The organism is Almyronema sp. (genome assembly GCF_052168255.1).
GTDB lineage: Bacteria > Cyanobacteriota > Cyanobacteriia > Phormidesmidales > Phormidesmidaceae > Sphaerothrix > Sphaerothrix epifaneia.
This window is the reverse complement of sequence record NZ_JBQLZL010000010.1, coordinates 2,840-15,259: the sequence shown is the minus strand read 5'-3', so window position 1 is coordinate 15,259 and position 12,420 is coordinate 2,840. Positions and strand designations below refer to the sequence as shown.

The 12,420-nt window shown below is 50.2% G+C and carries 11 protein-coding genes and 1 tRNA gene; 2 read left to right on the top strand and 10 right to left on the bottom strand.

Annotated features, from left to right (window positions below):
- Window positions 1-25: 25 nt before the first annotated feature.
- From ACTS3T_RS01760 to ACTS3T_RS01745, 4 genes are all read right to left on the bottom strand, one after another.
- Entirely contained in the window at window positions 26-583 is a 558-nt protein-coding gene (locus ACTS3T_RS01760; RefSeq protein ID WP_462934642.1) for a Uma2 family endonuclease, read from the bottom strand.
- A 111-nt stretch (window positions 584-694) separates the two neighbouring features.
- A complete protein-coding gene (locus ACTS3T_RS01755) occupies window positions 695-847 on the bottom strand; it encodes a hypothetical protein (RefSeq protein ID WP_377963166.1) in 153 nt (50 codons plus the stop codon).
- A 665-nt stretch (window positions 848-1,512) separates the two neighbouring features.
- Window positions 1,513-1,584: transfer RNA gene (locus ACTS3T_RS01750), tRNA-Thr, on the bottom strand.
- A 65-nt stretch (window positions 1,585-1,649) separates the two neighbouring features.
- Window positions 1,650-2,360 (bottom strand): response regulator, encoded by a 711-nt coding sequence (locus tag ACTS3T_RS01745; protein WP_377963168.1) that lies wholly within the window; start codon window positions 2,358-2,360, stop codon window positions 1,650-1,652.
- A 535-nt stretch (window positions 2,361-2,895) separates the two neighbouring features.
- Here ACTS3T_RS01745 and ACTS3T_RS01740 point away from each other — a divergent pair.
- Window positions 2,896-4,026 (top strand): hybrid sensor histidine kinase/response regulator, encoded by a 1,131-nt coding sequence (locus ACTS3T_RS01740; protein ID WP_377963170.1) that lies wholly within the window; start codon window positions 2,896-2,898, stop codon window positions 4,024-4,026.
- Here ACTS3T_RS01740 and ggt read toward each other — a convergent pair.
- The 3 genes from ggt to leuS form a co-directional block, all read right to left on the bottom strand.
- Window positions 4,023-5,585 (bottom strand): gamma-glutamyltransferase, encoded by a 1,563-nt coding sequence (ggt, locus tag ACTS3T_RS01735; RefSeq protein WP_377963188.1) that lies wholly within the window; start codon window positions 5,583-5,585, stop codon window positions 4,023-4,025. The genes ACTS3T_RS01740 and ggt overlap by 4 nt on opposite strands.
- 145 nt (window positions 5,586-5,730) lie before the next feature.
- Window positions 5,731-6,489, bottom strand: a complete 759-nt coding sequence (locus ACTS3T_RS01730; RefSeq protein WP_377963172.1) for a response regulator transcription factor — start codon at window positions 6,487-6,489, stop codon at window positions 5,731-5,733.
- A 139-nt stretch (window positions 6,490-6,628) separates the two neighbouring features.
- A complete protein-coding gene (leuS, locus tag ACTS3T_RS01725; protein WP_377963190.1) occupies window positions 6,629-9,211 on the bottom strand; it encodes a leucine--tRNA ligase in 2,583 nt (860 codons plus the stop codon).
- A gap of 77 nt (window positions 9,212-9,288) precedes the next feature.
- Here leuS and ACTS3T_RS01720 point away from each other — a divergent pair, with 77 nt between their 5' ends.
- Window positions 9,289-9,690: a gamma-glutamylcyclotransferase family protein gene (locus ACTS3T_RS01720; RefSeq protein ID WP_377963174.1), complete on the top strand. Its 402-nt coding sequence runs from the start codon at window positions 9,289-9,291 to the stop codon at window positions 9,688-9,690.
- A 162-nt stretch (window positions 9,691-9,852) separates the two neighbouring features.
- Here the strand turns inward: ACTS3T_RS01720 and ACTS3T_RS01715 are convergent, their stop codons facing one another.
- The 3 genes from ACTS3T_RS01715 to ACTS3T_RS01705 form a co-directional block, all read right to left on the bottom strand.
- The gene (locus tag ACTS3T_RS01715; protein ID WP_377963176.1) at window positions 9,853-10,716 is read right to left on the bottom strand and encodes an ABC transporter six-transmembrane domain-containing protein; all 864 of its coding nucleotides are present in this window, start codon (window positions 10,714-10,716) and stop codon (window positions 9,853-9,855) included.
- Window positions 10,717-10,807: 91 nt separating this feature from the next.
- The gene (locus ACTS3T_RS01710; RefSeq protein WP_377963178.1) at window positions 10,808-11,500 is read right to left on the bottom strand and encodes a Coq4 family protein; all 693 of its coding nucleotides are present in this window, start codon (window positions 11,498-11,500) and stop codon (window positions 10,808-10,810) included.
- Window positions 11,501-11,592: 92 nt separating this feature from the next.
- Entirely contained in the window at window positions 11,593-12,168 is a 576-nt protein-coding gene (locus ACTS3T_RS01705) for a TetR/AcrR family transcriptional regulator (protein ID WP_377963180.1), read from the bottom strand.
- Between the last annotated feature and the right edge of the window lie 252 nt (window positions 12,169-12,420).

The following is a 12,420-nucleotide window of genomic DNA, read 5'->3' as shown; positions in this document are numbered from 1 at the left end:
TAGGATGACCGTTCATCTCACCCCCTCAGCGACGAATAAATCGATTGACCGCCAAGCTGATCTGGGGAAACATCACCGGACTTACCTGCCCCTCAATCAACCTTTTCTGGCGCTGATAACGCCCATTTTCCGGTTGCGTAAACACCACCAACTCCATCCGCCTCAGATTCACCACCCAATATTCAGGAATCCCCACCTCGGCATACAGCAGTGGCTTACTCTCCAAATCCTTTTTCAGACTGGCATCTGCATATTCCACCAGCCAAAACACATTTTCTGCAAACGGATGGTGCTCCAGATAAGCATCCCCTAAGTCTTGCACCACCGCGATATCCGGCTCCGGTTCCGAATCATCCGCCAGGGTAATGGGCTTGGCCTCTCGTACCTTCACCTCTCCCGCCAACTGTTCTCGAATATAGTCAGCCCCATTGCTGCTGAGGTGAGCATGAGGTTTCCCCTCTGGAGCCATCTCAACAACTTCTCCCCATAGAAGTTCCGCCTTCACATCCGTCAAAATGCCCGCATCGATCATGCGGTGATAATCCTCTACCGTCCATTTGACTGTCGTGAGTGCTGCCGTCATCGCCACACCTGCCCTCAAGATCAGACGTTAATTAACCTGAATTCGGGATGCTGTCTCCCATTATGGCGAAACCTTACTCCCCTTTGCCCTTCACTCTCTACCGTTAACCCTTTACCCACCCCCCTCACATCGCCGCACCGCCTCCGGAAACGGCATCACCTCAACTTTAGCTGTGCGATTTTGCCACAAATCCTCAAACGCTTGGACTCTCCGTAAGGCTCGCTTTTCTACCCCCACTTGCCAAGACGTAAAGATCTCTAGCACCTCAAAATTGTGCTGGAGTGCAGTCTCACTCTCATTCGCCGACCCGCCAAAGGTGACTAAATTCCCCGAAGCACCATATCTCGCTGTTCCAGTCCTTCAGCGATCGCGGCCATGTCTGCTGCAGACAACTTGGGCGACGTGACCAACCGCATCCGCCCCCGGCTTGAATGAACGCCGTTAGTCCTCTCGCCACTAAAGCCAAGGCAGAACTGGAAAAAAAGCCAACCGCGCGATCGTAGGTGAGCGATCGCTTCAAGCAGGGTTCGTAAAAATCTTTGACTAGATCACAATCGTCGCTGCGACAGGTCTTTAGAAGATCCAGTTCCCGTAAACTCACTCAGTCGCTTAGCTCCAAGAAGATCCTGTCCGAAGCGTAGCTAGGCGATCGCTAGGAGCATGTGATCTCATGAATTTTTTTTGCAATTCTACGCAAAGCAACGCTAGGTATTTCGCTCAGTTTGCTTTGCAACAAGACTGAGAAAATTTAGCTGTCATGGGAGCTTCTTTCCTTAGATTACTGGGGTTTCAATACCGCCTGTCTTGTCTCAATCTTTACTCCAAAAGCGTCTAAAGCCCGCCAAGAAAGCCCAACAATTTCTCGCCAATCTTGCCCAGACAATCGCTGAAAGCATTGAATATGTAGAAGGAAAGCCTTCATGCTCAAAAGCCGATGGCGGGATTTGAACCCGCGACCGCTCGATTACGAATCGAGTGCTCTACCACTGAGCCACATCGGCAACCAACGGCTTACTAGTATAGCAGTCCATTCACACAGCGTTAATAGCAAAGCCTGCTGGAAAAATTAGCTAACCAAACCAGAGCGCAAGGCTCGAACGGCTGCTTGGGTTCGATCGCTGACACATAGCTTGTTGAGAATGTTGCGGACGTGGGTTTTGACAGTTCCCACCGTCACGTAGAGTTTCTCAGCAATTTCGGCGTTGCTATGGCCAGCGACGATTAAATCTAAAATTTCTAGCTCTCGCTCTGTCAGGGGGCAAGTATCCAAAATTTGACGATATTCTGGCTCGATCGCAGTAATCTGCACCATAGCTTCTTCGTCAGCACCAGCGGGCTGCTGGCGAAACTTGCGCAAGACAATACTAGCGATCGCAGGGTCGATCCAGCAGTTACCGCTAGCCGTTTCTTGAACAGCTACTATCAGGTCAGACGTGTGAACCTCTTTTGTGCAGTAAGAATCTGCTCCGGCAGCAAAAGCGGCTAACACAACTTCCTCGCTGTCATGCATAGTCAAAATAAGAACGCGGGTTCGCGTATCGGCAGACTCAGCGCTGGACTGCTGACGAAACTTTCGCGTTAACTCAATGCCATCAATATCGGGTAAGCCAATATCAATAATCGCCACATGAGGGTGAGATCGTTCGAGCAGTTGCAGTCCTTGCGTGCCGTTAGCGGCCTCGCCAACAAATTTCATGCCATGCTGCTGCAGCGCTGTCCGCAACCCGACTCGCGTTAAATCATGATCCTCAATCAGCGCGACTTGAATCTCGTCCATAAAAAACATATCTCCGGAACTCAAATAAAATGAGGAGAAAAAAGGCGATTACAGCTAAAAGTCTTATTTAAGGCTTTCAGTCTTTTAGCTTCCCAATGGATGCTCTAAAAGTCATCTATCAGTAGACGTAGACAAGCCGAGTGGCTAACTTTATCAGCCAGAAGTTAGAGGAAAAAACAGGTCTGGCCGTATATAACTTACTCATAAAATCTTCAACTGTAAAAAGTTCTAAAGGTCACCTAGAGGTAGACAAGAAGCTCACGTCGTCTTACTCTGATTGAGGGTTGCTCATAGCCTCTTTAGGGATTGCTGCTATTGGCTTGTGGGGTAGAGGTTAGTGCTCAATTCAATCAGATGGCTGTGTCGTTTAGCTTAAAAAAAATAGTTTGACATCCCTCCCATTTAGGAGATCTAAAAGCGATTCAAGGGGTAAAGCTAACCCAATTTGAAGAGTTGGCGAAACAATTCTTAGCGTTAGAATGGTGAACTGAATCTACGAAGTTTTACTTCAAGTAAAAAGTATGTCTGTGGCAACATGACTAATCTGGAAACTGATAGCAAATCTGACAGAATTTTGGTGGTTGATGATCTGCCAGATAACCTAGAGTTGGTTGAAGCTATTTTGGAAGGATCGGGGTATGAGATTATCTGCGTGCAAAGTGGAGAAGCCGCTCTAGAAGCGATCTACAGCTTTCCACCTGATTTGGTATTGCTAGATGTGATGATGCCAAAGATGGATGGTTATGAGGTAACGCGGCGCATTCGGGAAGACAAAAGCCTGCCCTATATTCCTATTTTGTTGACGACGGCTCACAACCAGCCCAGCGTTGTTAGAGGCTTAGACGCTGGGGCTGATGATTTTATTCGCAAGCCTGTAGAAATTGATGAACTAATGGCGCGGGTACGATCGCTGTTACGCCTCAAAAACAGCATTGACGAACAGGTTGAAATTTTACGCCAGCGTGATGATTTTGTTGCCCGCCTGACCCATGATTTGCGCACGCCACTGGTTGCGGCCAATCGAGTTTTGCAATTCTGTTTGGAGGGTGCTTTTGGCGAAGCGCCTAGCGATATGAAAACGGCGATCGCCAATATTCTCGAAAACAACAAAAACTTGCTGCAAATGACCAACACGCTGCTAGAGGTCTATCGACATGAAGCAGGCCACAAGAGTTTGACGCCAGCTGCGATAGATTTACAGGCGCTCGTTGAAAATGTAGCCAGCGAACTCAAGCCGCTTTCTAGTGAAAAGGGGCTGGATTTAAGATTGAATTTTGATGCGGATGCGTCGTTCAGGGTGATTGGCGATCGCTTAGAACTGCGACGAATTGTAACCAATCTTTTGAGCAACGCCATCAAGTTTACCGACCAGGGCTTTGTGGCTATCCGGCTATCCACCACCACCGACGAAACCCTATCTCCTCCCCAGCGCTGGGTGCAAATGGAAGTTCAAGATTCTGGCCCCGGCATTGCCCCAGAAGATCAGACCCAAATTTTTGAGTGGTTTCGCCCTGGCAAACACCGTCGCTCAGGTAGCGGCCTGGGGCTGCATCTCTCCCGCCGCATTGCCGAAATGCACAGTGGTACGCTGAATGTTAAGTCTCAACTGGGGACAGGAAGCTGCTTTGTCTTGAGTTTGCCAGCGGCAGAAATGAATGAGCGTTAGTATCCCAACGCCTGACCATCGCTGCGCGGATCGCAGCCCGCCTGCAGTCGATGGGTTGTGCTATCAATCACGATGGCATGGGCATGACCCATTTGCTCAGACCAGGCAGAGGCCAAACTAACCGGGTGCTGACGCTGCCGTAGCTGCGCCACGACTTCGGCGGCAATAGGCGGTTCTAAACGCAGTTGAGCGCTGAATTCTCCCCAAGTGCGCCCCCACAGCCAGCGAGGCAAATCAATCGCCGTTTGCGGATCGAGGTCAAAGTCGAGCATTCGGGTTAGGAGAGCTACCTGGGTTTGCGGTTGGCCTTCGCCGCCCATCGTGCCCAAGACGATTTTGGGGCGGCCATCGGGCTGCGTTACCATTGCCGGAATTAGCGTATGAAACGGGCGTTTACCGGGTTGAATGCAGTTGAGGTGATCGGTTTCTAAGCCAAAGAAAGCACCGCGATTTTGTAAAATGACTCCGGTTTCACCCGGTACAACCCCTGAGCCGAAGTCAAAATAAAGGCTCTGGATTAACGACACAGCGTTACCAAACGGATCGACGACAGCCGAGTAGGTGGTATCGCCGCCTAAGGTACCGGGTAAGTAGCGGTTGGCCTGGGTAAAGCTGATGCGCCCCCGACGGCGATCGCTGTAGGCTTTAGAAATCAGCATCGTCACTGGAATGTCGGCAAAATCAGGATCGCACAGCCAGCGATCGCGATCGGCAAAAGCCAGCTTGGTGGCTTCAACCAGCAGGTGATAATAGTCAGCACTGTTTAGCCCTAGCTGTTTCAGGTCAAATGCCTCAATTAAATTGAGAATTTGCAATACGGTAAAGCCTTGGGTGTTGGGCGGCATTTCATAAACCCGGTAGCCGCGATAGGTTGTGCTAATGGGGTCAACCCAGGTAGAGCGATGCTGGGCAAAATCGGCAAGCTGCAAAATACCTCCTCGCGACTGCAACCCTGTCACCAGCGCTTGGGCAATTGCCCCCTGGTAAAAGGCGTCACGACCTTCGGCGGCTAAAGTTTTTAGCGTTTGAGCCAGTGCCGGGTTGGTGAAATGGCTACCCGGTTGGGGCGGTTTGCCCCCCGGTAAAAAGGTGGCTCGACTGCCGGGGTCAGCAGCGAGAAGTGTTTGGTCGCGGCGAGTCCAGCGAGCCTGGGAATCGGTGACGGTGTACCCGTTTTCGGCTAGGGCGATCGCAGGTTGCAAAAGCTGCGGCCACGGCAATTGACCAAAGCGCTGATGGGCTGCTGACCAAGCATCTACTGTACCGGGTACGGTAATCGCGGCCAAAGGCCCCCGCTGGGGAATCGTGGTGAGATTTTGCTGGGCATAAAACTCACAGGTGGCCGCTTGGGCGGCGCGTCCAGAACCGTTTAACCCATAAATTTTGTGGTCGGCAGCGTTGTAAATTAGCCAGAACGAGTCGCCGCCAATCCCGGTCATGTGGGGATAAACCACTGACAACGCCGCGTTCACCGCGATCGCTGCGTCTACGGCACTGCCTCCTTGCCGCAGCACATTCAGCCCCACTTCAGAAGCTACTGCCTGCGGGCAGACCACCATTGCGCGATCGCCTACAGCTACAGGCCGCGTCGGATATGCCGCTAAATCAAACCCCACAGATTGCTAAACGCCCTCTTGACTGCTGGTGGATGGTGTGGTTGAGCCTATCCAAATACCTGCCTGATTGATTGGGGGCAAAGTTGGTTCAACCCAGACGATAGCCAAATCCCCGCACGGTCTTTAAATATTGAGGATTACTGGGATCAGCCTCTAGCTTTTCGCGAATCCAGCGGATGTGGACATCCACCGTTTTGTTGTCCCCCATAAAGTCATGGCCCCACACTTGGTCAATAATTTGATCGCGTGACCAGACCCGGCGCGGTTGGCTCATAAACAGCTCTAAAATGCGAAACTCTTTGGGTGAAAGGCTGAGTTCCTCCCCCTGCAAAAACACCCGGCATTCACGCGGGTGCAGCATAATATCTTGAAAGCGCAGCACAGGTTCGTCGTTTTGCTTAGCTGCCAAACGCGATCGCCTCAGTAGCGCCCGACAGCGGGCAATTAGCTCTCGCATGCCAAACGGTTTAGCCAGATAATCGTCAGCGCCAACCTCTAAACCCACCACCCGGTCGGTTTCGGTGCCTTTAGCACTGAGAATCAAAATGGGCACATCCATGCCCTGATGCCGCAACAGCCGACACAGATCTAGACCGTTCATGCCCGGTAACATCAGATCTAGAATGACTAGGCTAATGTCGGGCGGGGAGTTACTCAGACTGTTGACAGTGCCCCCCAGCAGATCTAAGGCGCTTAGCCCATCTTCAGCAATAGAGACATCAAACCCTTCTTCGGCTAACGCCAAGGCCACTGTCTCTCGAATAAGATCTTCATCTTCGACGACGAGAACGCGACCTAAGCCAACGCGGATGCTGGACTGAACTTGAGCAAGCTCTAAAGAGGACATATCAGTTTGTCAGAGCTGTTACACAATGATTCTATCAGGCACCCGGTTGAATTCAGCGACCCGTCTGGTGGATAAGCGGCAGGCAAAAGCCTGTCTGTAAGTGAGCAATTCCTGCCGCTGACAGGGCTTGAGCCGAAGCTTAAGCAACTACAAAGTTTACGAGTTTTCCGGGAACAACGATGACTTTTTTGACCGTTTGACCTTCCAGGTAGCGCTGGGCGATCGCCGATTCTCGCGCATAGCGCTCTAGGTCGGCTTTGCTGGCATCTGCCGGAACTGGGATCGTACCGCGCGTTTTGCCTTTGATCTGAATGACCAGCGTAATTTCATCGGCAATGAGCGCGGCCGGGTCATACTCAGGCCAAGGTTGCAGATGGACAGAACCCCTTTGCCCCATCTGCTGCCAGAGTTCAGCGGCAATATGCGGTGCAAACGGCGCTAACAGCAAAACCAGGGTTTGTACCGCTTCTGTATATACGGGCGAGTCTGGGCAAGCGGCGTCCGATAGGGCGTTGCTGAGCTTCATCAGTTCAGAGACAGCGGTGTTGAACTGGTAGTCGTCAGCCACGTCTTCTGCCACTTCTTTGATGGCGGTATGGGTAGCGCGGCGCAGGTCTTTTTCAGCTTTGCTGAGAGCCGCCTGTTCAATGGGGGAGGGTTTGGCGCTGGCGGGCGATTCTACAAAACCTTGCACCAAACGCCAGACCCGGTTCAAAAAGCGAAACTGACCTTCAACGTCGGCATCGTCCCACTCTAGATCTTTTTCGGGCGGAGCTTTAAACAAAATAAACATCCGGGCTGTATCGGCTCCATATTTGCCCAATACCACCTGGGGATCGACGCCATTGTATTTAGACTTAGACATCTTTTCGTAGAAGACTTCTAAGCGATCGCCCGTTTCAGGATCAACCGGATTTTGGGCGTCAGACAGTTGATCGATGGGCACATATTTACCTGTCTTAGGATTTTTGTAGGTAATGTTTTGCACCATGCCCTGGGTCAAAAGCCGCTTAAAAGGCTCGTCAAAGTTGAGCAAGCCGCGATCGCGCAGCACCTTCGTAAAAAAGCGGGAATAGAGCAAGTGCAAAATGGCGTGTTCAATGCCGCCGACATACTGATCGACCGGGAGCCAGTCGTTTACCTTGGCCGGATCAAACGCCTGCTGCTGGTTGCGGGCATCTGCATAGCGCAAGAAATACCAGGAAGAATCAATAAAGGTGTCCATGGTGTCGGTTTCGCGCTGGGCGGGGGTGCCGCAGGTGGGGCAAGGTACCTGCGTCCAGCTTGCTAATTTGGCCAGCGGTGAAGCTCCCCGTCCCGAAAACGCCACATCTTCGGGTAGCTCAACCGGGAGTTGATCAACTGGGACAGGCACAATGCCACAGTCGGGGCAGTGAATCACCGGAATCGGTACCCCCCAGTAGCGCTGACGCGAAATTAACCAGTCCCGCAGACGGTAGTTAACTTGCTGCTGCCCTTTACCGTGGGCTTCTAACCAGGCGATCGCCGCTGCGACGCTTTCTCCCTCACCTTTCCCCGCCGGGAGGCCGTCTAGCGGCCCAGAATTAACCATGACGCCGCCTTCCGTCCAGGCTTGGGTGAGGTTGTTGGCGTCAACTTCTGCGTTGGCAGGCTGAACAACGCCGCGAATGGGCAAGTTGAACTGGCGAGCAAACTCAAAGTCGCGCTGGTCGTGGGCGGGAACTGCCATAATTGCCCCGGTGCCGTAGCCCATCAAAACGTAGTCGGCAATCCAGATGGGAATTTTTTCGCCATTGACCGGGTTGAGAGCATAGCTACCTGTCCAGACCCCGGTTTTCTCGCGGCTGTCAGCGGTGCGATCGAGGTCGCTCTTTTTGGCGGCTTCTTTTTGATAGTCGGTGATGGCGGCAACGCGATCGGGTGCCGTTAGCTTTTCTACTAGCGGATGCTCTGGCGAAAGCACCATAAAGGTAGCGCCCCAAAGCGTGTCGGGTCGGGTGGTAAAGACTGTGAGATCGGCTCCTATCTCGGTGGCAAAGTGTACCTGCGCCCCGGTAGACTTGCCAATCCAGTTTTCTTGCATGAGCTTGACACGCTCTGGCCAACCTGAAAGCTGATCGAGATCTTGCAAAAGCTGTTCGGCATAGTCAGTGATTTTGAGAAACCACTGCTTTAAGAGTTTGCGTTCAACTAAAGCACCCGATCGCCAGGAACGCCCTTCGCTGTCTACCTGTTCGTTTGCCAGTACGGTTTGGTCGATAGGATCCCAGTTGACCGCCGCTTCTTTTTGATAGGCTAATCCGGCTGCTAAAAATTGCAGAAAAATCCACTGTGTCCAGCAGTAATAGTCGGGGGCGCAGGTGGCGACTTCTCGGTTCCAGTCGTAGGAGAGGCCAAGGCGCTGAAGCTGCGATCGCATTTGATCGATATTTTGGTGGGTCCATTTAGCCGGATGCACACCGCGATCGATCGCAGCATTTTCAGCCGGTAGCCCAAATGCGTCCCAGCCCATCGGGTGCAAGACGCGGTAGCCCTGCATTCGTTTTACCCGCGCTATAACGTCGGTAATGGTGTAGTTGCGTACGTGCCCCATGTGCAAGTTGCCCGATGGGTAAGGAAACATGGACAACGCATAGAATTTGGGCTGACGGGTAGCATCAGGGGTTTGGTCGAGTCCTTCTGAGGCCCAAGTTTGCTGCCACTTTTTTTCAATCGCCGCTGGATCGTACTTGGCCTCCACGTCCGCCACTCCTGTGCTTGCTACGCTAAAACTGTTTACATAATTCTAGAGGCTGTTCTAGAGATTATGCAGGGAATATGCTGAGGGTGTTTGTCTACGGTACCTTGAAGCCGGGAGAGCTTTATCACGAAAGCTATTGTGGGACTGAGGGGGTAGCGGCGATCGCGGCGATGACGACTGGGCAGATCTATCACTTGTCGGTGGGCTACCCGGCAATGACGGTGGGCGATGGCTGGGTGATTGGGATGTTGCTCAGCTTTGCTCGGCCTCAGGTGTTGCAGCGGCTAGATCAGCTAGAAGGGTTTTGCCGCGATCGCCCTGCTGCCGAAAACGAGTATCAGCGGGTATGGCGTCCGGTGTGGGCGCTAGACCAAACGCCCTTGGGCGAAGCTTGGATGTATGTGATGACGACAGCGCAAATTAGCGCTTTGGGCGGTCAGCCTTTACCGGGTGGGGTCTGGCGCTCAGCAGATTTTTAGCCGTTTGCGTCAGTGGGGCGGGTTTATAAAGGCGATCGCTTCTAATTTTCTAGATCGGTGTAATCAAGGTACTTTTGAATCAGCCAACTCTATGATTTTTTAAATAATGCTGCACATATATACCTTGGCAAACAGTTGATCGGTCTTGTTTTCCTCCATTCTTTATATTGGTGAACCACCTGATATTCTACTGCCAATATCTTGCAATAGATTAAACTGTTGCACTAAAAATGGTACGCGATCGAGGCTTTGTCGGTAATTCCAAGTATATGAAATTATGGCGTATATATCGCCAGTCTTTGCTCCAAGAACAATGACCGTGCGAATTAACATAGTTGCAAACACACCAACAATGAAGATTTCGAGTATGAGCCAAGTCATTGCTTCAGCATTAGATAGCTGGATACGCCACTTAGCGAGAGCTTTATAGTGAAACTGAATAGCATCTGGCTGTTGACAACTCAAAACACTCACTTCAGATTCTAACTGATTATTGAGTCTCTGATGCAACGATCGAGTTCTACGAAAATAAGCATAATTAACAATACTAAGGGGTAGCAAAAGTAATAAGCAGTAAAAACCGATTTGCCAGTCATAAATGAATAGCATGACCAATGCCCCAACAAAGCCAAAGAGGGAGTTAATAATCTCTGGAATGTCTCGCTCAAAGAAGCTTACAAATTCTCGCGATAGAGACGAACGTGCGGCAATTTGTGAGAATGAGATGCCTTGCTTGGTTTGCTCTAAAACTGTAGATGTTGCAAGGTTGGTATAAATTCGAGAAAATATTCGAGTGTCATAGATTTGTCGAAATACTGACAGGAGGGCATGGACTAACCAAGCAGCGGCGAACGGCATCATACTGCCGTAAGACTGTTTGAGTAATCCATTGATGGCAATGCCAATTGTCAGAGGATGGATCAGTTCAAACAAATTTTCTAGCAGGGTAAGTCCATACGTTAGTAGAATCGAGCCACGGTAATTAGAAAAAATGTGGCGCAGGGTTTTCTCTAAATTTGTATTCATTTGTATTCATGAGTATCAAATTGCTGTGGCTGAATCAGCGATCGCAGTTTGCCTGCCTCCAAAAGTTAAGAACAGGCAAACTTGCGAATATTTAACAGATTGGACGGATATTCAGTTCAACTTGCCACTGAGATAACGGCTTATCCCAGTTTTCTTCCCATTTCTGGGCAAAGAGAGATTTTGCCATCCGTCCCATTTCTAGCCCTTGAGCGATCGCTTGGGTGAGTTTGGGTAGCTCGTGGGGAGCCAGTAAAGTACTGGAAATCAAAGCATTTGCAATCAACATCGTTGCCAACGGGTATGGAAACTGGGGAAGATGAAAGGCTTGCAGACCAATTTCACCTATCGAAGAGACATTAAACCCAGTAATGATGTGCCATATGTCGTGAGTTTGACCTAAGCGTGCTTCGACATAACTCCCATCAGAATCGATCGTCATATGAGAATACAAATCAGGATCAAAGCTCTGCTGTTTCATTCGAGTTGCATAGATATGTCCCAAAGAAGCATCAGGGTAATGCAACAGTTTATCTAAATCGTGAGGTGGAGCCATGTAACGCTCTCGAATCAGGGCGGCAGCCTCTGGATCTGACTTGAGAGACTTGGCCGCTAAATCGAAAGCAGGCGTTTCGATCAGTGCTGCAGACAATTCACCTACAGACTGTAAGCTCTCCTCTCCAGCTAGCATTGCTGTGAAGGATTTCAAAATAATCAGCATTTGAAAATGAATTTGGTGCTGAATTTCAGCATCAGATAGTTGCTTCAGCAAGTCCAACAATTTCATCAGTTCAACTCTCCAAAGTTTTTTATATCGAGCGCTCGTTATTCAACAAAACACAGACTATTGCCTGCGGATTATAGATTCAATGAGAAGCGTTAGCTAATGAGACTTTTGTTTTTCTCGAAATAGGCAATGAGCATTTGCGTCAGCAGATCAATTTGTTCCACAAATGAGAGGTCTTCATTTCCAACTTGCTCAATTAACACTCCATTAATCAGTGTCCAAATAAATCGGGCAATTTTGGGCTCCTGAATGCCCAACAGAGCAGACATACTTCGCTGATAGCGATCGTCTACTTGTTGAAAGGTGGGGTTAGCTTGGATTTCTTGTGCATCGTTGTGCTGATAGAAGTTAATCCAAATGATTGCTTGCTTGATGAAATGGGCTTCATGCTGAATTAGAAGCTGACCTAATGCTTTAATCCGTTCCTCCAAAGTCTCTCCTACTGCTTCCTTAAGTAGAAGGGTATCTTGGTGGCTAATCTCGTCTACTAGCTGCTCAAACAAGGCTTTCTTGCTAGGAAAGTAGTGATAGAGTGCTCCGGTAGATACTCCAATTTCCTGACAAAGCTGGCGCGTTGTCACGTTCGCGTACCCCTTTTGCGCGAACAAATCGAAGCATTTGAACAGAATCTCTTTTCGCTGCTTCTCGAAATCAACGACTTTAGGCATGAAAATTTTATTCCGAGCGCTCGCTCTAATATAGGATCTCCCAGATAACCCTGTCAAGCGTGATAAAAACGCAAATTGCTATTTCTCTATGTCAAAGCGGGCTACCGATCAAGTTCAACAGCGGTAGCCAACTCTAGCGTGTCATCAGAATTCGGGTTCCGTCCAATGCAACCTCTGGTTGGGTGGCGATCGCATGCAGCTGACATTTAACCTAAACACGAATTGGACAGAGAACATTCAAGCCATCCGTAA

Excerpts from the sequence above, each read along its gene's own strand:
- ACTS3T_RS01760 (WP_462934642.1), bottom strand. The coding sequence starts at position 583 with ATGACGGCAGCACTCACGACAGTCAAATGGACGGTAGAGGATTATCAC.
- ACTS3T_RS01745 (WP_377963168.1), bottom strand. The coding sequence starts at position 2,360 with ATGGACGAGATTCAAGTCGCGCTGATTGAGGATCATGATTTAACGCGA.
- ACTS3T_RS01740 (WP_377963170.1), top strand. The coding sequence starts at position 2,896 with ATGACTAATCTGGAAACTGATAGCAAATCTGACAGAATTTTGGTGGTT.
- ggt (WP_377963188.1), bottom strand. The coding sequence starts at position 5,585 with ATGGTGGTCTGCCCGCAGGCAGTAGCTTCTGAAGTGGGGCTGAATGTG.
- ACTS3T_RS01730 (WP_377963172.1), bottom strand. The coding sequence starts at position 6,489 with ATGTCCTCTTTAGAGCTTGCTCAAGTTCAGTCCAGCATCCGCGTTGGC.
- ACTS3T_RS01720 (WP_377963174.1), top strand. The coding sequence starts at position 9,289 with ATGCTGAGGGTGTTTGTCTACGGTACCTTGAAGCCGGGAGAGCTTTAT.
- ACTS3T_RS01715 (WP_377963176.1), bottom strand. The coding sequence starts at position 10,716 with ATGAATACAAATTTAGAGAAAACCCTGCGCCACATTTTTTCTAATTAC.
- ACTS3T_RS01710 (WP_377963178.1), bottom strand. The coding sequence starts at position 11,500 with ATGAAATTGTTGGACTTGCTGAAGCAACTATCTGATGCTGAAATTCAG.
- ACTS3T_RS01705 (WP_377963180.1), bottom strand. The coding sequence starts at position 12,168 with ATGCCTAAAGTCGTTGATTTCGAGAAGCAGCGAAAAGAGATTCTGTTC.